This is a genomic window from Pseudomonas sp. YL2, assembly GCF_023063025.1.
Classification (GTDB): Bacteria; Pseudomonadota; Gammaproteobacteria; order Pseudomonadales; family Pseudomonadaceae; genus Aquipseudomonas; species Aquipseudomonas putida_A.
In genome coordinates, this window is sequence record NZ_JAJSLU010000002.1 from 43,974 (window position 1) to 63,438 (window position 19,465).

Sequence of the window (19,465 nt, forward strand, 5' to 3'; positions counted from 1 at the left end):
CCATAAAGCGGGCTTCCTGACCGCCCAAAACGAAAAAAGCTCCGTATCTTGCGATACGGAGCTTTTTCTTTATGCGTTACACCGGTTGCGATCTCTCGAAACCGATGCCTTCCGAGCGGTTACTGCTGCACGACATTCGCTGCGGCAGGGTCGACCTTTTTCGGCTTCATCAGGCTGAAGTCGATCAAGGCGCGCTGCTCGCGCTCGTACGGATTGCCGATCATCAGCGGACGTGGTTTGAAGCTGTCGCTGACCAGGCTCTTGCTGCGGTCCAGTTCATCGAAACTCAAACCGGCCATGTCCGCCCAGGTGTGGATCAGGTGCGAGCTGCTGTACGGTCGGCCCAGGTCGGCGGCGAAGTTCCAGTCGTGGTTCTCGCGCCATTTCGGCGACGCCCAGGCCATGAATGGAATGGTGTACATCGGCGCGGTCGGTTTGTTCTCGTTACGGCCGAGGGTGTTGTGGCCGGCGGAGTCGAACACGTCTTCACCGTGGTCGGAGAGGTACAGCAGGAAACCGTTCGGATCGGACTTGGCGTAGTCCTTGATCAGGCTGGACACCACGAAATCGTTGTACAGCACGGCGTTGTCGTAGCTGTTGTAGGTCGGCACCTGATCGTCACGTACGCCGGCCGGCACGCCGGTACGGTCCTGGAACTTGTCGAAGGTCGGCGGATAGCGGTACTGGTAGCTCATGTGAGTGCCGAGCAAGTGCACGACGATCAGCTTACGCTGCGCCGGGTCGGTCAGCGCTTTGTTGAACGGCTCGATCACGTCACCGTCGTACTGCGCGGCGTTCTGGTTGCGGTTGTTGTTCAGGTACACCTGCTCGTCGGCCTGCTCGGAGAAGGTCGTGAGCATAGTGTTGCGCTTGGTCATGGTCTGCTGGTTGGTGATCCAGAAGGTCTTGTAACCGGCCTGTTTCATCATGCTGACCAGCGACGGCGTGGACAGGTACAGATCAGGGTTCTCTTCGTCGGCGAAGGTCAGGACCTGCTGCAGCGCTTCAATGGTGTAAGGGCGCGGGGTGATGACGTTGTCGAATACCGCGAGCTGATCCTTGAGCTTGTCCAGTTCCGGGGTGGTCTTGCGTCCATAACCGTACAGGCTCATGCGCTGACGGTTGGTCGACTCGCCGATCACCAGCACCAGGGTCGACGGTTTATCGGCATCGGTCACCTTGAGGTTATGCAGCGGCGGCACTTTGCTGGTGCTGTGCAGCATGTCCTGCATGCCGGCCAGGGTGTCGAGGTAACGGTGGTAAGCCACCGCCATCTGCCAAGGCACGGCTGGCTCGATACGGTCTTCGAACTTCTCGAAACCGCCGGCGAAACTGCCGGTACGTTGGGTCTGTTTGATCAGCGGGTAGCCGACTACGGCGAAGACGATCGCGATCGCGGCCACGAACGCGCGGCCTCGGGGCATGTACACCGGGCGCAGGCGGGTCCACAGGAAGTAGGCGAAGGCGGTATGGGCGAGGAATGCCGGGATCATCCACCAGGCGAAGTACTGGGTCATGTATTCGCCGGCTTCAGAGATGTTCGACTCGAACATGATGAAGATGACGCTTTGCGAGAATTCCTGCTGATAGATGAAGAAATAACCCAGGCTGGCCATTGAGCAGGCCCACAGGACGATACCGATCAGCGCGGCCAGCAGTTTGGTGCGTTTGGGAAACGCCAGCATCGGGGCGAGCCACAGCGCGCTCATCACGAAGGCCTGACGGAAACCGCTGAAACCGGAGGTGCCGGTCAGTTGAATCAACAGTTGGGTGATGCCCGAGAAATACCAGAAGAAAGCGAACAGCCAGAGTACCCCGGCCCAGTCGAAACCTGTCGCAGTCGTTTTGCTGCGTTTGAACAATGCCATTCAGCACTCCAGCTCATCGTCACTAACCACCGTCGGAGCGCTACATCAAACCGACGAACGGAAGCCGCGCGCAAACGCACGGCCAGAATGGGCCGGAGTATCACCAAGGCAGTGTGAAAACTTCGTTAGTTGCTGATCAGGGGCAGGGGAGCATCATGTCGGGAACGACAGGCGCCGTTCCCGAAGCCGGCGGGGCAGGTCAGGCGTGCGGATGGCGCTGGACCACCGGCAGAGGTTTGGGCTGAGCGCCCTGGGTCAGCGAGCGCAGCTGCGCCAGCTCCTGCTTCAACTGGTCGCGCTCGTCTTTCAACTGACGCAATTCATCGCGACGGATCGTGACGTACAGGGTTTGTGGCGGCATTGCTGTGTGTACTGTGCCCATTGCTCACCTCGCAAATGGCGTGTCTCAACTGCAAATCGTCCCCGCGTCGGGGCTACTGACTTGCTATCGGCGCCAATTTTGATTTCTTTTGCCCGTGAATGGAACTTTTTTATTTTTCATGGTCGGTGTGTCTTCGGCAGGATTCGGGGCGTTATCAGTCTGGATCGGGCACAATGCCCGGAAACTTCATCGCAACGCTCTGGACTAACCTCCATCAGTCGCGTTGGGCTATAACCAATGACACACATTTATTTGTAGTAAGGAGCATCAGCACATGCAACTCGGGATTATTGGACTGGGCCGCATGGGCGGCAATATTGCGCGACGTCTGATGCTCAACGGTCACACCACCGTTGTTTACGACCGCAATACCGCTTTCATCGATAACCTGGTCGCCGAGGGCTCCACCGGCGTTGCCGACCTGCCCGCTCTGGTGGCAGGCCTGGCCAAGCCACGTGCCGTATGGGTCATGCTGCCGGCCGGCGCGCCGACCGAAGACACCATCAACACTCTGAGCGACTTGCTGGAAGCCGGTGACACCATCATCGACGGCGGCAACACCAACTATAAGGATGACATTCGCCGGGCGAAAACCCTGGCCGAGAAGGGCCTGCACTACATCGACGTCGGTACCTCCGGCGGCGTCTGGGGCCTGGAGCGCGGTTACTGCATGATGATCGGCGGCGACGCCGAGACCGTGCAGCGCCTTGACCCGCTGTTCGCTGCGCTGGCGCCGGGCATGGGCAACATTCCGCGCACCAAGGATCGCAAGTCCGAGGATCACCGCGCCGAGCACGGCTACATTCACGCCGGTCCTGCCGGTGCCGGGCACTTCGTGAAGATGATTCACAACGGCATCGAGTACGGCATGATGGCCGCGTTCGCCGAAGGCTTCGACATCCTCAAGACCAAGTCCAGCGAGCGTCTGCCGGAAGATCAGCGTTTCGACCTGAACGTGGCCGACATCGCCGAAGTCTGGCGCCGTGGCAGCGTGGTCTCGTCCTGGCTGCTCGACCTGACCGCCGACGCACTGGCCAGCGATCCGAAACTCGACGGCTTCTCCGGTTCGGTGGCTGACAGCGGCGAAGGTCAATGGACCATCGAAGCGGCCATGGAGCAGGCGGTGCCGGTTCCGGTGCTGTCCAACTCGCTGTTCTCGCGCTACCGCTCGCGCGGTCAGGGCACTTTTGGCGACAAGATTCTCTCGGCCCAGCGCTTCGGCTTCGGCGGCCACGTGGAGACACCGAAGAAATGACCCATACGATCCGCAGAAAATCCAAGGCAGAACCCGCACCACCGACCACGCTGTTTTTGTTCGGTGCCCACGGCGACCTGGTCAAGCGCTTGCTGATGCCGGCGCTGTACAACCTCAGTCGCGACGGCTTGCTTGACGAAAATCTGCGGATCGTCGGCGTTGATCACAACGCCATTACCGATGAAGCCTTCGCGCAAAAACTCGAAGACTTCATCCGTACCGAAGTGGCGGCGAAAGTCGGCAAGGGCGATCAGATGCTTGATCCGGCCTTGTGGGCCAAGCTCGCCAAAGGCATCAGCTACGTCCAGGGCGACTTCCTGGACGACAGCACTTATTCCGCGCTGGCGGCAAAAATTGCCGACAGCGGCACTGGCAATGCGGTGTTCTACCTGGCCACCGCGCCACGTTTTTTCAGTGAAGTGGTACGCCGTCTCGGCGCCGCCAAGTTGTTGGAGGAAACCCCGGAAGCATTCAGAAGGGTGGTCATCGAGAAGCCGTTCGGCTCCGATCTGCAAACCGCCGAAGCGTTGAACGCCTGCCTGCTCAAGGTCATGTCCGAGAAACAGATCTATCGGATCGACCATTACCTGGGCAAGGAAACCGTGCAGAACATTCTGGTCAGCCGGTTCTCCAACAGCCTGTTCGAGGCCTTCTGGAACAACCATTACATCGACCACGTGCAAATCACTGCGGCAGAAACCGTCGGCGTTGAAACCCGTGGCAGTTTTTACGAGCACACCGGTGCGCTGCGTGACATGGTGCCCAATCACCTGTTCCAGTTGCTGGCGATGGTCGCCATGGAACCGCCGGCCGCGTTCGGCGCTGACGCCGTGCGCGGCGAGAAGGCCAAAGTGGTCGGCGCGATCCGCCCGTGGAGCGTTGAAGAGGCGCGAGCCAACTCGGTACGCGGTCAATACCGCGCCGGTGAAGTCGATGGCAAAGCGTTGAATGGCTATCGCCAGGAAGCCAACGTGGCGCCTGACAGCAACACCGAAACCTACGTCGCGCTGAAAGTCATGATCGACAACTGGCGCTGGGTCGGCGTGCCGTTCTACCTGCGCACCGGCAAGCGCATGAGCGTGCGCGACACCGAGATCGTCATCTGCTTCAAACCGGCGCCGTACGCGCAGTTCCGGGATACCGAGGTCGACGAGTTGCAGCCGACCTATCTGCGTATTCAGATCCAGCCTAACGAAGGCATGTGGTTCGACCTGCTGGCCAAACGGCCGGGGCCGGCGTTGAACATGGCCAACATCGAGCTGGGTTTTGCCTACAAGGACTTCTTCGAAATGCAGCCGTCCACCGGCTACGAAACGCTGATCTACGACTGTCTGACCGGCGACCAGACACTGTTTCAGCGCGCCGACAACATCGAGAACGGCTGGCGCGCGGTGCAGCCCTTCCTCGATGCCTGGCAACAGGATGCGAGTGTGCAGACTTACGCTGCCGGGGAAGACGGCCCACAAGCCGCCAATGATCTGCTGACTCGCGACGGTCGCGTCTGGCATGGTCTGGGATGAGTGAGTCGATCCGCTTTTTACTGAGTGACATGGACGGCACGCTGTTGCTGCCCGATCACAGCCTGAGCCAGCGCACCATTAATGCCGTTCGTTCGCTGCGTGAGGCCGGCGTGTTGTTCAGCCTGGCCACCGGGCGCCCACCCAAAGCCATGCTGCAGCAGATCGAAGCCTTGGGTGTCGATCTGCCGACCGCCGCCTTCAATGGCGGCACCATCGTCAATCCGGATGGCAGTCTGTTGGTGGCGCATTACCTGCCGGTGCCGACCGCGCTGATTGCTCTGGCGTTGTTCGCTGACCAACCGGATGTGGAGATCTGGGTGTTCAGCGGTGGTGACTGGTTGCTCAAGGATCCGCACGGGCCGATGGTGCCGCGCGAACAGCACGGCCTCGGTTATCCGCCGGTGGTGGTCGAGAGTTTCGAGCCGTACCTGGAGCGCATCGACAAAATCGTCGCCACCAGTAACAACACCGATCTGCTGATCGAGCTTGAGGCGCGCCTGTTAGCCAAAGTCAGCGGCATGGCTCAGGTTTCGCGTTCGCAACCGGTGTACCTGGACGTGACGGCGCTGGAGGCCAACAAGGGCAACGCACTGGCGACGATCGCCGAGCATCTCGGCATCGCGCTGGAGCATACGGCGGCGATTGGCGATGGCGGCAACGACCCGGCGATGTTCCACCGCGCGGGATTGTCGATCGCCATGGGGCAGGCGGAAGAGGCGGTGAAGCGCCAGGCTGATGTCGTTACAGCCCCCAACACCGAAGACGGCGTGGCGCAGGCGATCGAGAAGTACATCCTCGGTCGCTGATTCACCCGGAAACAAACTGTGGGAGCGGGCTTGCTCGCGAATGCGGTGTGTCAGTCAACACATCAAGTGCCTGACACTCCGTCTTCGCGAGCAAGCCCGCTCCCACAGTTTTATCGCGTGTTGTCAGAGCCAGTAACTCACCGCATACCAGCCCAGCAACCCCATCACTACGGTGTACGGCAACGCCATCCACACCATCCGCCCGTACGACAGGCGCACCAGCGGTGCAATCGCCGAGGTCAGCAGGAACAGGAACGCCGCTTGGCCATTAGGCGTCGCCACGCTTGGCAGGTTGGTGCCAGTGTTGATCGCGATCGCCAGTGTTTCGAAATGCTCGCGGCTCATGTGCCCGGACAGGAAAGCCTGTTTCACTTCGGTGATGTAGATCGTGGCGACGAACACGTTATCGCTGATCGCCGAGAGCAGGCCGTTGGCGATGAACAGCATGCCCGGCTGTTGTTCCGCCGGCAGCGCCAGCACCCACTGGATCAACGGGGCGAACAGTTGTTGATCGTGAATCACCGCGACCACGGCAAAGAACACCACCAGCAATGCGGTGAACGGCATGGCGTCCTTGAACGCGCTGCCCAGACGATGCTCGTCGGTGATGCCGGTGAACGCGGTGATCAGCACGATCACCATCAGGCCGATCAGCCCGACCTCCGCGACGTGAAACGCCAGGCAACCAATCAGGATCAATGCGGCAGCGCCTTGCACCAGCAGGGCGGCACGCTGACGCGGGGTGCGTTCGGCGTTGTCTTCGGCGGCGTAATTGGCCAGCACGGCGCGGACGTTGTCCGGCAGCAGGGTGCCGTAGCCAAACCAGCGCAGTTTTTCCAGCAGCACGCAGGTCACCAGACCCGCCGCCAGCACCGGCAACGAAACCGGCGCGACTTTCTGGAAAAACTCTGCGAAGTGCCAGCCCATTTCATGACCGATCAGCAGATTCTGCGGCTCACCCACCAGGGTGCAGACCCCGCCGAGTGCGGTGCCGACCGCGCCGTGCATCAGCAGGCTGCGCAGGAATGCGCGGAATTGCTCCAGGTCTTCATGGTGCAGGGCCGGCAGATGGCGGTCGTCGCTGAATTCGCTGTCCTGACGCGGATCATTGCCTGAGGCCACGCGGTGGTAGACCGAATAGAAGCCGACCGCCGCGCTGATGATCACCGCGGTTACGGTCAAGGCGTCGAGAAATGCCGACAAAAAAGCTGAGAGAAAGCAGAACATCAGCGCCAGCAGCGCCTTGGAGCGCACGCCCAGCAGCAACCGTGAGAACAGAAACAGCAGCAGATCCTTCATGAAGTAGATGCCCGCGACCATGAACATCAGCAGCAGGATCACCGGGAAGTTGTGCACCAGTTCATCGTACAGGGCCTGTGGTGAGGTCATCTTCAGCAGCAGGGCTTCGATCAGCAACAAGCCACCGGGCATCAATGGATAGCACTTGAGCGCCATGGCCAGGGTGAAAATGAATTCGATCACCAGCAGCCAGCCGGCGGCGACCGGGCCGACAGTGAACAGCACCACGGCGTTGAGGATCAGGAACCCTACGATGCACGCCTTGTACCAGCGGGGCGAGTGCCCGAGAAAATTATGCGCGAACGCCTGGGCCAGTGAACCGGACATCGGTTGCTCCTTGTATTAAGAAGCGCGCAAGTTGCCGCATGTGTCTGGCAAGTTCAAGTCCGGGAAGTTATTGATTCAGATAGCGCGCGACCATGGCGCGGTAGTTGCCGTCGAGCGAGTAGCCGCCGACAAGAATTTTCCGGTCTGGCTGGATCGCGAGAGAATTGGCGGTATCCAGGCTGCGGCCCAGGCGCGTGCGCAACCAGCCGTGGCCGTTGCCGAAGCTCCGGTCGAGATGGCCATCAGCTTTATAGCGAGCAACGATGAAGTCGGCCTCGACGCCGCCGATCGTTGCACCCACCGCCATGATCCGACCATCCGCCATGCGTTGCGCGGCGCTCCACTGGCAACCACTGGGGCCGATTTCCAGCAGATGCGGGTGGCCAGTGTCGTTGCGCCAGTCCGGGCGGCCATTAGGGTGCAGGCTCAGCGCCAGGCAGCGGATCGGATCGCGACTGCTGCCAAAACAGTGCAGATGTTCCTTTGACTCGATGACCTGACAGACCATCGCACTTTTGCCGTTGGCTTTGAAAGCCAGGAAGCCATCCACCGCGAAGCGCTCATCAAGACGCCCGTCAGGCAGGTAGCGCGCCACCAGGCCCTCCTGGGGAAAATCAATTGAGCCGGCGACAAGGATCCGCCCGTCCTTCTGCAATACGAGGCTGCTGAGCCACGTGTTGAGCAGCAAATGTCGAATCATCACGAAACCGCGCCCATTGAAGCTTGCATCGAGCGTCCCGTCTGGCGTCAGGCGGATCAGCATTCCGGCATGGTCGGCGAGTTCGAAGTGGTGATTGGCGATCAGCAGAATATGCCCGTCGTCCTGCACGGCGATGTCACAGGCTTCAGCACCCGGTACGCCGGGAGGCAGCCAGCAATCGCGGGAACCGATGGACAGGTCGCCGGGCAGGCGCACTACTTTGCGGCCATTTTCACCAAAGCTCGGGTCGGGGATACCCTCGGTGCTGAACAGGGCAAGGGCGGGCAGGGTGCGATGGGCATTTTGATAATGCAGCCCGGCCAGCAGGATTCGTCCGTCGGGCAATACCTGGACCTTGCCACCGGTGGCCTCAAAACCGCGTTCGAACTCGCCAATCACGCTGCCATGCTGGCCGAAAGCGAGGTCGGCCGAACCGTCCGCGAGTAGGCGTGCCAGACCGAAACGACTGCCTTGAGCAGTGCCGACCTTGGCGGCGACCAGCACGCGCCCCTGTCGATCCAGTGCGACACCCTGAGTCATGCTGGAAACACTGCCGGCGAAATACACTTGGGCGACGCCAGTGTTGGCAAATTGTTTGTCGAGTTGCCCGGAACTGTTGAGTAGTGCCGGGCGCGCAAAGGCGTTCTCGGGTGACATGCATGCCTCTCCTTGCAAGTTGACCAGGCCCGAATGGGCGGTAACTGCATGAGCGGAACATTCAATCCCTGAATACACGCAAGTTCAACTGACAGAACTAACAGGTGGAGGGTCGCACTGTGCCATAACAGTGTCTTTTTGAACCAAACGAAAGCCTGCCAAGCAGTGGCGCCTGGCAGGTTGAAGAAAGTTGTACAGAAGTATTGAAGATAAACAGCAGCGGATAACTAACAAAGAACAGAGCGGATGACGTGAAAGTCATCCGCATCAGCCTCTGATCAATGTGGCATCGACCACGATTGCAGCAGGTAACCTTCTTTGCTCAATTCGGCGCGGGCCTGTTGCAACAGCAGTTCCAGTTGCGCCGGATCGGAGTAGGCGCTGCTTGGAATCTGCTGGCGACCGATGTGCGAGTTGGTACGGTCGATGACGGTCAGGTTCAGTTCGCCATTGCCGTCTTGTGGGGCCCAGGCCACGCACTGAAAGGGTTTGAACGCGTGGTTGGCAATCAGAAGAGCTTCGTTGATACGGAGCGGGGCGGTCATGGGGTCGTCTCTCTGTCGTGCCCAATCAAGTGATGTGCCGTCGGTTGGGCTTACCGTTCGGCTGGTTACTTGTACTGATGCACGCAACCCCGTGGCAGGTCACACACGAAACAGAGAAATTTCAACTTAATTGCTCAGGCTCAACATTCCGAACGATTTTGAAAGCCTGGTGAAAGATAGCAACTCGATAGCTGACTAATAAACTTGCTTCTTATAACTCGTTAGCTTGTACACCTATAAGCAATCGATACAAGGCCCTGTCAATTTCTTGCTAATGTTACAGTCGGGTCTGCCAAATGACTGTTTTTACAATAATTTCCTTAAATTTGGCGCCAAGGAACAGTCATGATCGAAGCGCCTGCGTTACGACGTTTATTGGTGGTCGACCCGTGCGACGACTGTCACCGGTTATTACCTGGTTTGCGCTCGGTGGGCTGGGATGTCGACAGTTGTAGCCTGGAAAATGCCGCCGATCGGACATGCGATGTCGGGCTGCTGCGGCTGCAACCTTTTCACCTTGAACGTCCCGAAGCGGTCAAGGAACTGATCAGCCGCAGCGGCACCGAGTGGATCGCGGTGTTGAACCAGGAAGTCCTGCGGTTGCAGAACGTGGGTGACTTCGTTTGCGAATGGTTTTTCGATTTTCATACCTTGCCGTTCGATGTCTCGCGGGTCCAGGTGACCCTGGGGCGCGCATTCGGCATGGCACGTCTGCGCGGGCAAGGCACGATTCACGTCGACCAGCCTGAACACGAGTTACTCGGCGACAGCAAGCCGATCCGTGAGCTGCGCAAGTTATTGAGCAAACTGGCGCCGACCGAATCCCCGGTGCTGATCCGCGGTGAAAGTGGCACCGGTAAAGAACTGGTGGCGCGCACGCTGCACCGCCAGTCCCAGCGCCACAGCAAGCCGTTTGTGGCGATCAATTGCGGGGCGATTCCCGAACACTTGATTCAATCCGAACTGTTCGGCCACGAAAAAGGTGCGTTCACCGGTGCGCATCAGCGCAAGGTCGGGCGCATCGAGGCTGCGAATGGTGGCACGCTGTTTCTCGATGAAATCGGTGATCTGCCGCTGGAATTGCAGGCCAATCTGCTGCGTTTTCTGCAGGAGAAACACATCGAGCGCGTGGGTGGCAGCCAGCCGATCCCGGTGGATGTTCGCGTGCTGGCGGCCACCCACGTCGACCTCGAAGCGGCGATCGAGAAAAAGCGTTTTCGCGAAGACCTGTATTACCGCCTCAATGTGCTGCAAGTGATAACTGCGCCATTGCGCGAGCGCCACGGTGATCTGTCGATGCTGGCCAACCATTTCTCGCACTTCTATAGCCACGAAACCGGCCGCCGCCCGCGCAGCTTCAGTGAGGATGCGTTGATCGCCATGGGTAAGCATGATTGGCCGGGCAATGTGCGGGAACTGGCCAACCGCGTGCGACGGGGTCTGGTGTTGGCAGAAGGCCGACAGATCGAAGCCCGGGATCTGGGATTGCTCAGCCAGCACACGATTTCGACGCCGATGGGTACGCTGGAAGACTACAAGACGCGCGCTGAACGCCAGGCGCTGTGCGATGTATTGAACCGTCACAGCGACAACCTGAGTGTGGCGGCGAAAGTGCTGGGCGTGTCGCGGCCGACGTTTTATCGCCTGCTGCACAAGCATCAGATTCGCTAGAGACCAAAGCTGAAAAGATCGCAGCCTGCGGCAGCTTCTACAGGGATTACCTCTGTAGGAGCTGCCGCAGGCTGCGATCTTGTGCTTTAGAAGTAGTACGGGAATTTCAGGCTGAAGGAGAAGTCCGGGGCATCGTCGGTCATGCCGATCGACAGGTTGGGCACGATGGTCAGGTTATCCGTGGCGGCAATGGTCATGCCGACGTTGAAATAACCGGCGTTGGCATCACTGGACACCACCGATTGCCAATCACCGCCATCCTGTTTCAGCTTGCTCTTGCGCTGTACCAGGTCAGACACCGAGAACGACATACTCATCTTTTCGTTCAGAGCGAACGCAATACCGGCGCCGATCTGGAAGCTGTCGCCAATCTTTACCTTGCCCGGGTTTTTCTGGTTGACGGTCGAACTGATGTCGTCGAACGACTCTTCCAGGTTGTGGGTGTAGGAGAGGCTGCCGAACAGCACCGCTGGGTCGAACGTCTTGACCAGCGAAACCCCGGGTGTGATCGACCAGACACCGTTACCGGTTGGCAGCGTGTCAGGCACGAACAGGTTGGAGTTGGCGTCGGTCTGGCGCAGTTTGATGCCGAACGGATCCTTGCCGGTTGGCGCCTTGACCCGCAGGGTGACCACGGCGTCCGGCGTGTTGACCGACTCGTCGAGGAACTTGTAGGCAATACCGAAGTTGACGTCGCCGAGGGTTGGATCACGCGAAACATCCTGTTCCGTCGTGACGTTTGATGCACCACCGTTGCCGCCGCCGGACTGGTAGGTCGATTCGCGGTAAACCACCGGCACGTTCACGTCGAACTGCCAGCGGTTGTCGAAGTTGTAGCGCCCGGTCAGGTCCAGCGTCCAGGTGTCGGCCTTGATCCGGTCGAGGTTGATGTTGCCGAGAAAGATCGAGTCCAGCGCGAGGAAGCCGTTGAGGATCAGTTGCCGGGTGTCGTAACGCGAGTAGGTCACACCGGTTTCAAAGCTGAATTTGCCGCCGCCGAAGAAGCCGCTGGCCTCGTCGTAGAGGTTGGACACACTCTGGGCCGGTTGCGAGTCGTCGGCCAGCGATTGGCCGTAAGAAGCGCCACTACCCCCGGCCGCGCCCCCCGACGCTGCTGCGGCACCGGTACCCGGCGCTCCGGTACTGGTAGCGACTTTTGGATTGCCTTTCATGTCAGACGGCGACTTGGCCAGGCGTTTGGGTTGCGGGGCTGCCGGTTGATCCTCAACCTGACGGACCCGTTGTTCGAGCACCGCCAGGGCCTTTTGTTGTACTTCGTATCGTTGCTTCAGCTCCAGAAGTTCCTGTTTCAGGGTCTCCACATCTGCGTCGGGTGCTGCTTGCAGCATCGCCGCGGGTAGAAGAGTACTCAGACATACAGCGGCACGCAGTGATACTGATCGATACATGAATAAGCCGTCCCTTTAAGCCCAATGATCGAGACTCAGCGTAGTTCAATATCCGATATTGCGTAGTGCCCTGAGTTGAGTCAGGTTGCAGTCCAGTGCGCCGGGGCTGATGCCGTTATTGTTAAGCACAACATTGAGTTGGGTCATGTTGTTGACCACGTTGGCGCTGCCGAGCAAGCGGGTGTTCTGCAGCAGGCCACCCTGGGCCACTTGTTGCAGGGCGGTGCCTTGATTGCCCGAGGCCTGAATGGCCATTTGCACGCCACTGTTGGTGGCCGAAACGGCGACACTGCCGGCGGCATTGCTGGCGCCGATGGTCTGCCCGGCCATCAGCGCCTGGCCTTGTGCGGGGGCCAGCGGAGGAGGGGTGTTGGCTTCTTTTACATTGATGGCCACATTGTTGCTGGCGGTGTTGCCGTCGCCGGCGGCGCGTACGCTTTGGGTCACGCCCTGGCTGCTGTTGAGTGCCGCGCCACCAATGACATTGCCAGTGCCCGGCGTCGGGGTGCTGCCGTTGCCCTGTTCCTTGATGGTCGAGACATAGAATTCCGGTTTGATCGTGGCGGCCTGGATTTGCATCGACGTCGCAGCGCCGATCAGATCACCGCTGGCGTTGCGCCAGGTACTGCTCATGACAATGCCGAAGCTGATGATCCGCCCCGGCATGACGTAACGACCACGAAGCTGGGACAGCTCCTGATCCTGAACTTCGATGGGTTTGAATCCTGCATTGGCATAGCCTGACGCGCTCGCTGCCAGGCAGGCGGCGGCCAGCCAGTATGAGGTTTTCATCTGCTGCTCCCGGGACATCCAGCCCCATTCTTTATAATCGGCGATTAAAAGAAGTCGCTCTGTATGAACCCGAAGTCCATCAATTCGGCATCTCTGACAGGGTTGAAGTTATCCAGCTTGTTCTTCGCGGTCAGCGGGGTCGGCGGCATGCGCAATGCATTGGTTTTGTCATAACCGGGGCCGACGATGGCGAAGACGATGCCGTTCCAACCTTTGACAAAGTCATCATGGGCGTAGCGTTTATGGCCTAAGACGGGATCTCCGATATAAACCCAATCCTTGTCCGAACGCTGCAGCACCACGAAATGCTTGTAGCCGCGAATTTCCATCAGTACCACCACCGGGATTGTTACGTCGTCGAGTTTTTCCGGTGGAATCTTGTAGCCCCTGGCGCGCATGCCGATGCTTTCTATGTAGCGTTTCATGTCCAGCATGGAGAAACCTTGAGTACGAACAAGGTCCTGGTCAGCGTTGACCAGCATGCCTTTGATGATGTGCTCTTCATCGACGTCGAGCCAATAAGCCTGGCGCAGTACCGTGGCCAGCGCGGCGGCGCCGCAGCTGAAATCGGTTTTTTGTTCGACGATGTCGGCAAACTTGCGTTCACGAATGCTTTGCACGTTCTTGTAGACGAGTACGCCGCCGGGCAGGGCAGCGACGGGCATCTGGGCAGCCTGGGTCAGGCCGGACAGGCAAAGCAGGGCGATAAAGGCAGTCTTACGCATGATCGATACGCCTTTGCGGACTGAGGAAAAGCCCCGTTTCCGGGGCTTTCGTTTCGATCGCGATTACATGCAGGCTTTGCAACCTGCAGCGATGGACAGCGAGTTGCTTTGTTGGTTGCCAACACCGGCGGCGTTGTTGTAACCAGCGTTACCGGAGAAGTTGTTACCAACGTTCGAGATGTTCGCGTTGTTGGTCACAGGGTTTTTCCAGCCATCAGGGGTCAGCACTTGTTGAGTGGTGACGCCAGCCAGGCCGAAGACACCGACAGCTTCGAAGGTGGCTTTCTGATCTTTGCTGCCGCCGTTACCGCCATGGCCGCGATCGTTGTCGCCATAGCCGCCACCGCCGTGGCCTTTATCACCTTCGATGGTAGCCTTGCCAACGGCAGCGAACGCGCCGACGGCGGCCACGGTGCCGGTGAGGGTATCTTTTTTGTAGGTTTGAGTGCCGTTATTGGACACAGTCAGGCCAGTGGAGCTTTGGTTCGCAGCAGCAGCAGCGTTAGCTACACGACCACCCGATACAGCAATAGCCAGGTTGTTTTTCTGTTGGTTGAAGTTGCCGGCACTGTTGTTCACGCCAATGTTGCCGGAACCGCCGTTACCCACGTTGTTGAGGTTGGCGTTGTTGGTTGTCGAGTAGTTGGCAACCGCGTTGTTGTTGTTGACCTGAGTGGCGCTGGAGACCGATACCGCGCTGCCGAAGATAAAGCTTTCGTCGGCAGTCGCCAGTGCAGCAGCGTTGTCTTGCTGGTTGCCATCGCCGGCGGTGTTGTTCATGCCGACGTTGCCGTTGGTGCCATTGGCCGAGTTATTGACGTTGGCATCGTTTTTGGTGCCTTGGTTGCCCACCAGGTTGCCATCGCTGTTCTGCGTGTCGAGTACGGCAGCCCCGGCGCCGGCTCCGATTTGCAGAAGTTGTTCCAGGGTAGGGCCTTTGGGTTCATGGTTGCCATGGCCATTGCCGTGCCCGTTACCATGATCATTGCCGCCTGCCTGAGCCGCCATTGCCATTACTGCTGCAAGTGCGAAAACCAGTGGTTTGAGAGCCATTGTAGGTTTCATGGTGTTTCTCCATCGTGCTTATTAGTTGGTTAAGTGTTGGTACTTTCTAATTGCACTGCTTTTGTTGTTTGGGTCAGTCAGCGACCCGGATGCTCAGGGTGTTAGCCATACGGTTCCCCACCCCGGCACTCTGGTTCACCTGAATCACCCCTCGGCTGCCGGTGAAGGCCTGATCACTTGTCGTGACCTGGCGACTGCCGGGTGAGGTGCCAGTTGCTCCTGAGCTCGGTAAAAGCGCCACGTTCTGTTGCGACAGGGCGCTGTCGTCAACGCTTTGCGGGGCAGCACTGATGCTGACGCGCGTCACGTTGGCCATCTGGTTGTTGGCCCCGGCGCCCTGGTTCACGCCCAGGATTCCGTTGCCATTACTGAAAGAGTTGCCGCCAATGGTGGCGCTGGCGTTCGTTGAAGGGTTGGCCGGTGTATCGATGTGCTGCCGGACGTTGGTGGTAGCACTGGCCGAGGTACCAATGGCGATGGCTTTGGTATTGGTTTGTTGCATCTGGTCGCCAGCAGCCTGGTTGACGTTGTAGTTGCCGCGGTACTGGACGCCGGTGTCCTGAATGTTCGCGTTATTGACCGAGTCGGGGGCGGCCAGCGCCTGGACGCAGCCGAAAAGGGCAAGTAAAAGAAGAGAACGATTCATCTCATTGCCCTCCGGCCATGCGGGTCAGCGGAGCAAGACCGGAACTCATCGCACGGTTGACGGTGTTGGAAATCGAGCCGCCCGCGCCACCGCCGTGACCGCCGCCCATGCCGGGCAGGCCGTTGGGATTGGTCAGGGTGTTCATGCCAGGCATGTTGGCGGTGGGCGTGGTGATATTGCCGCGAATCGAAGCGCCACTGGCTACACTGGCAAATTCACCGTCATTGAGCTCGGTGCTGGTCATCGCCTGATTGATGCGAGCCGAAGGGTTGGCATTGACCGTGGTTGGGTAGGGGTCTTTGCCACCGCTGCGCCCGATAGGAATGGGCTGAACGTCGCGGTTGAGAACGATCACGCCATTGCCTTCGGCCTGAACGTTGAAACTGATGAATGTGCTGGCGGCTGATCCAATCAGCAGAAGGCAGGTCAGGCCTTTATTGATATTCCCCACGGCGGCAATTCCTTCTTCAGTGGGCTGGCTCTTGTCAGCGTTGGGAAGGAGAGAGCGAAAGCTGTGCCGCTTTTGAGTTGTCTATTGTTTTCAACGGGTTGGCGCTGCGGCACGCAATCTTGATACATAACCTGTTTCAGCGCTGAAACAGTCACGCCGACAGCGGCGGGGGCAGGGGCGGTGCAAAGCTCTGGAACAAGGGTTTGCCGGGGACTGTTTCACCGGCGTAACAGATACCCTTTCAGAATGATGAAGGCCATTTAAACGGCTGCTTTGCGCGGGGTCGGGTGTTTCAAGAATGGACACTTGGGCTCCGAAAGGAGCTGTTTGCCAGGTCAATCAGCCATTAAACGCGCCACGGCTTCGAAAGCCTGAGACCGCCGCTCATCCCAATCGCCCTGAATGATCTGCAGCGGTTGCCGTTGTTGTTCCAGCCAGTCGCGAGTGGCCTGAAAGAACGCCATGCGTTCGCTGAGTTGCGGCTGGCAGCGTTGGCCGTCGTCGGTCCAGTCGATCTGCTCCGGCGACAACAGCAGATGCAGGTCGTAATGCCGGGCCAGCAGCTCGGGTTCCAGCCACGCCGGGCAGTCGCCAAACAGGGTCTGGCTCCAGAGGATGTTGCTCAGCAAATGGGTATCGAGAATCAGCAATTGCGGTTGCTGCGCCCGCGCCTGATCTTCCCATTGCAGCTGCCCACGCGCGATGTTGGGGATGTCGTTGAGGCAGGTATCGCGTGGATTCTGCTCGATGAACCAGCGCACGTATTCGTCCACCCGCAGGCCGCCGAAGCGCGCCTGAAGGCCAGCGGCCAGCCAGCTCTTGCCCGTGGATTCCGGGCCGGTGAGGACAACTACCTTCATCGCTGCAACGCCGGATCGGCGCGCCATTCGCGCCAGCCTTGCACAGCAATCAGGGTGAACAGGGCATACAGCGCGGCGGTGAGGTACAGACCCTTGTACAGGAACAGACCAACGAAAATCACGTCCAGCACGAACCACAGCGCCCAGCATTGCAGGCGTTTCTGCGCCATCCACAATTGCGCAACCAGACTGAACGCCGTCAGCGCGGCATCGAGCCACGGCTGCGCCGCGTCGGTCCAGTGCGCCATGGCCGCACCCAGCAGCAGGCTGCCGAGGGCGCCTACGCTCAGACCGAGCAGGATCGAGCGCTGATCCAGGCGCGTGACTTCACGGCCGTCATGCATCGTCCCGGCGCGGGTCCATTGCCACCAGCCGTAGACTTGCAGCGCGGCGTAAATCACTTGCAGCAACATGTCCGAGTACAGCTTCACGTCATAGAAAATCCAGCTGTACAGCAACACCATGACCAGGCCGATCGGCCAGCACCACGGATTCTGTTTGACCGTCAGCCAGACGGCGATCACACCGAGGGCGGCGGCAAACAGTTCAAGCCCGGACATGGGGGTTCCTTGGGGGAGTGCAAGAAGGGGCGCAATTGTACCCAAAAACCTTGAATGACGAATAACCCTGTGGGAGCGAGCCTGCTCGCGAAAGCGGTATGTCAGCAACGCAGATGTTGACTGACATTAAGCCTTCGCGAGCAGGCTCGCTCCCACAAGGGTGAGGGGTCAGACGCGGAACTGGCGCAGCAACTGGTTCAGCTGTTCACTCAACTGCCCAAGCTTGACGCTCGCCGCACTCGACTGCTCGGCCGCCAGCGCCGTGCTGTGAGACAGACCGGCCGCCTGTGTGACGTTCTGGTTGATGTCCTCGACCACATGCGCCTGTTGCAGTGTGGCGCTGGCAATCGAGGCATTCAGGCCGTTGAGATTGCGCAGGGCCTGGCCGATGGCATTCAGGCTCGCGCCGGCCAATCCCGCCTGTTCGATGGTCAGTTGCGAGGCCTTGCTGCTGTCGCCAATGACTTTCACCGCCGCTTCGGAATGATTCTGCAGGCGTTCGATCATGCTCTGGATTTCCGCCGTCGACTTTTGCGTGCGCTGCGCCAGCAACCGTACTTCATCAGCCACCACCGCAAAGCCCCGGCCCTGTTCCCCGGCGCGGGCCGCTTCGATGGCCGCGTTGAGCGCCAGCAGGTTGGTCTGCTCGGCAATCGAGCGGATCACCTCCAGCACACTGCCGATCTGCGTACTTTCGGCCGCCAGGGTGCGAATCACTTCGACCGCTTGGTCAATGGTTCCGGACAACTTGTCGATCTGTTGCAGACTGCCGTCGATGTTGATCTGGCCCTGCTGCGCCTGAGCTTCGGCATCGCGCATTTCAGCGGCAGCATGTTCGGCGTTCTTCGCCACATCCTGCACGCCGTAGGTCACTTCGTTGATTGCGGTTGCGACCAGTTCCATCTGCTGCGATTGCTGTTGGCTGCGCTGCTGGGCCTGAGTCGCATCGTTGCCCAGTTCACTGGACGACTGACCCAGCGCACTGGCCGAAACCTGCAGGTCACCGATGACCCGGCGCAACTTGGCGGTGAAGGCGTTGAAGTGATGCGCCAGTTGCGTGACTTCGTCCTGACCGTGGGTGTCGAGGCTACGGGTCAGGTCGCTCTCGCCGCTGGCGATGTTGGCCATGGCGTTCACGGTTTCCTGCAACGGACGGACGATGCTGCGGGCAATCAAAATCACCAGCAGGGCCATGATCACGGCGATCACCAAACCAATCACCGAAGCCTTGATTAACTGCCCCCGGAACTCGCTCTGCACATCATCGACGTAAACGCCCGAACCGAGCACCCAGCCCCACGGCTCGAACAATTTTACATAGGAGGTTTTCGCCACCGGTTCGCTGGCACCGGGCTTGGGCCAGCGGTAATCGACCATGCCCGCGCCTTTGCTTTTGGCGATCGCGACCATCTCGTTGAACACCGCGAAACCGTCTGGGTCGCGGATCGCTGAAAGGTTCTGGCCTTCGAGTTTGGGGTTGGTCGGGTGCATGACCATCACGGGGGTGAGGTCGTTGATCCAAAAGTAATCGCTCTGGTCGTAGCGTAGGCCACGAATCGCGGTCAACGCCTGTTTCTGCGCGGCGTCGCGGGTCAGGGTGCCGGCGGTTTCCAGGTCGTGGTAATAGGTCAGCAGGCCGCTGGCGGTCTGCACCACATGCTGGGTTTTCTGCGCCTTGGCGTGGTACAGGTCATCGTGGATCTGCTTGAGCATCAACACGCCCAAGGTCAACAACATGACCACCGCCACAATCAAAATGAGCCACAAGCGTCGGCTGATCGACACACTGCGCAAGCTGTTCATAACGCTGTCACTCCGATTTCTTTTTCTTGTAATAAATCAACGCCAGCATCCAACCACATTTGGGTGGTCAGGCATACGCGACCCAAGTCGAATAACGCCGCAGCACTATTAAGGCTTGTCTGTT

At 59.4% G+C, this 19,465-nt stretch carries 18 protein-coding genes; 4 read left to right on the top strand and 14 right to left on the bottom strand.

What is annotated here, in order from left to right; genetic code table 11:
• Positions 1 to 119: 119 nt before the first annotated feature.
• The gene (locus tag LVD08_RS03245) at positions 120 to 1,868 is read right to left on the bottom strand and encodes a phosphoethanolamine transferase CptA (protein ID WP_135295891.1); all 1,749 of its coding nucleotides are present in this window, start codon (positions 1,866 to 1,868) and stop codon (positions 120 to 122) included.
• Positions 1,869 to 2,067: 199 nt separating this feature from the next.
• Positions 2,068 to 2,250, bottom strand: a complete 183-nt coding sequence (locus LVD08_RS03250) for a DUF6026 family protein (protein ID WP_007964649.1) — start codon at positions 2,248 to 2,250, stop codon at positions 2,068 to 2,070.
• 274 nt (positions 2,251 to 2,524) lie between these two features.
• On the opposite strand from LVD08_RS03250, the gene gnd reads away from it, so the two are divergent.
• The 3 genes from gnd to LVD08_RS03265 are packed head-to-tail and all read left to right on the top strand — an operon-like array spanning position 2,525 to position 5,831.
• On the top strand, positions 2,525 to 3,505 hold the full coding sequence (gnd, locus tag LVD08_RS03255) for a phosphogluconate dehydrogenase (NAD(+)-dependent, decarboxylating) (protein ID WP_247267392.1): 981 nt from the start codon (positions 2,525 to 2,527) through the stop codon (positions 3,503 to 3,505).
• On the top strand, positions 3,502 to 5,025 hold the full coding sequence (zwf, locus tag LVD08_RS03260; protein WP_047598529.1) for a glucose-6-phosphate dehydrogenase: 1,524 nt from the start codon (positions 3,502 to 3,504) through the stop codon (positions 5,023 to 5,025). Before gnd ends, zwf begins: the two co-directional genes overlap by 4 nt.
• Positions 5,022 to 5,831, top strand: coding sequence for an HAD family hydrolase (locus LVD08_RS03265; protein ID WP_247267393.1), 810 nt, complete (start codon positions 5,022 to 5,024; stop codon positions 5,829 to 5,831). The genes zwf and LVD08_RS03265 overlap by 4 nt, the downstream gene beginning before the upstream one ends.
• Before the next feature lie 123 nt (positions 5,832 to 5,954).
• Here LVD08_RS03265 and nhaB read toward each other — a convergent pair whose 3' ends face one another.
• The 3 genes from nhaB to LVD08_RS03280 form a co-directional block, all read right to left on the bottom strand.
• The gene (gene nhaB / locus LVD08_RS03270) at positions 5,955 to 7,457 is read right to left on the bottom strand and encodes a sodium/proton antiporter NhaB (protein WP_096796548.1); all 1,503 of its coding nucleotides are present in this window, start codon (positions 7,455 to 7,457) and stop codon (positions 5,955 to 5,957) included.
• A 67-nt stretch (positions 7,458 to 7,524) separates the two neighbouring features.
• A complete protein-coding gene (locus LVD08_RS03275; RefSeq protein ID WP_134786492.1) occupies positions 7,525 to 8,814 on the bottom strand; it encodes a hypothetical protein in 1,290 nt (429 codons plus the stop codon).
• 278 nt (positions 8,815 to 9,092) lie between these two features.
• On the bottom strand, positions 9,093 to 9,359 hold the full coding sequence (locus LVD08_RS03280) for a hypothetical protein (protein ID WP_003225374.1): 267 nt from the start codon (positions 9,357 to 9,359) through the stop codon (positions 9,093 to 9,095).
• A 345-nt stretch (positions 9,360 to 9,704) separates the two neighbouring features.
• Here LVD08_RS03280 and LVD08_RS03285 point away from each other — a divergent pair, with 345 nt between their 5' ends.
• Positions 9,705 to 11,030, top strand: a complete 1,326-nt coding sequence (locus tag LVD08_RS03285; protein ID WP_097087351.1) for a sigma-54 dependent transcriptional regulator — start codon at positions 9,705 to 9,707, stop codon at positions 11,028 to 11,030.
• An 86-nt stretch (positions 11,031 to 11,116) separates the two neighbouring features.
• On the opposite strand, the gene LVD08_RS03290 is transcribed toward LVD08_RS03285, so the two are convergent.
• The 9 genes from LVD08_RS03290 to LVD08_RS03330 form a co-directional block, all read right to left on the bottom strand.
• Positions 11,117 to 12,439: a transporter gene (locus LVD08_RS03290; protein WP_096796550.1), complete on the bottom strand. Its 1,323-nt coding sequence runs from the start codon at positions 12,437 to 12,439 to the stop codon at positions 11,117 to 11,119.
• 45 nt (positions 12,440 to 12,484) lie between these two features.
• Positions 12,485 to 13,231 carry a hypothetical protein gene (locus LVD08_RS03295; RefSeq protein WP_027612700.1) on the bottom strand — a complete coding sequence of 249 codons (747 nt, stop codon included), beginning with the start codon at positions 13,229 to 13,231 and terminating at the stop codon, positions 12,485 to 12,487.
• A gap of 44 nt (positions 13,232 to 13,275) precedes the next feature.
• Positions 13,276 to 13,956 (bottom strand): C39 family peptidase, encoded by a 681-nt coding sequence (locus LVD08_RS03300; RefSeq protein ID WP_007964629.1) that lies wholly within the window; start codon positions 13,954 to 13,956, stop codon positions 13,276 to 13,278.
• A 63-nt stretch (positions 13,957 to 14,019) separates the two neighbouring features.
• The gene (locus LVD08_RS03305) at positions 14,020 to 15,021 is read right to left on the bottom strand and encodes a hypothetical protein (RefSeq protein WP_007964628.1); all 1,002 of its coding nucleotides are present in this window, start codon (positions 15,019 to 15,021) and stop codon (positions 14,020 to 14,022) included.
• Positions 15,022 to 15,094: 73 nt separating this feature from the next.
• Positions 15,095 to 15,667 carry a hypothetical protein gene (locus tag LVD08_RS03310; protein WP_027612702.1) on the bottom strand — a complete coding sequence of 191 codons (573 nt, stop codon included), beginning with the start codon at positions 15,665 to 15,667 and terminating at the stop codon, positions 15,095 to 15,097.
• A 1-nt stretch (position 15,668) separates the two neighbouring features.
• Complete coding sequence (locus tag LVD08_RS03315; RefSeq protein WP_027612703.1) at positions 15,669 to 16,118, bottom strand: hypothetical protein; 450 nt, start codon at positions 16,116 to 16,118, stop codon at positions 15,669 to 15,671.
• Between the two features lie 335 nt (positions 16,119 to 16,453).
• Positions 16,454 to 16,978: an AAA family ATPase gene (locus LVD08_RS03320; protein ID WP_098964141.1), complete on the bottom strand. Its 525-nt coding sequence runs from the start codon at positions 16,976 to 16,978 to the stop codon at positions 16,454 to 16,456.
• Complete coding sequence (gene pnuC / locus LVD08_RS03325; RefSeq protein WP_098964140.1) at positions 16,975 to 17,538, bottom strand: nicotinamide riboside transporter PnuC; 564 nt, start codon at positions 17,536 to 17,538, stop codon at positions 16,975 to 16,977. Before pnuC ends, LVD08_RS03320 begins: the two co-directional genes overlap by 4 nt.
• A gap of 168 nt (positions 17,539 to 17,706) precedes the next feature.
• A complete protein-coding gene (locus LVD08_RS03330) occupies positions 17,707 to 19,341 on the bottom strand; it encodes a methyl-accepting chemotaxis protein (RefSeq protein ID WP_247267394.1) in 1,635 nt (544 codons plus the stop codon).
• Positions 19,342 to 19,465: the final 124 nt, after the last annotated feature.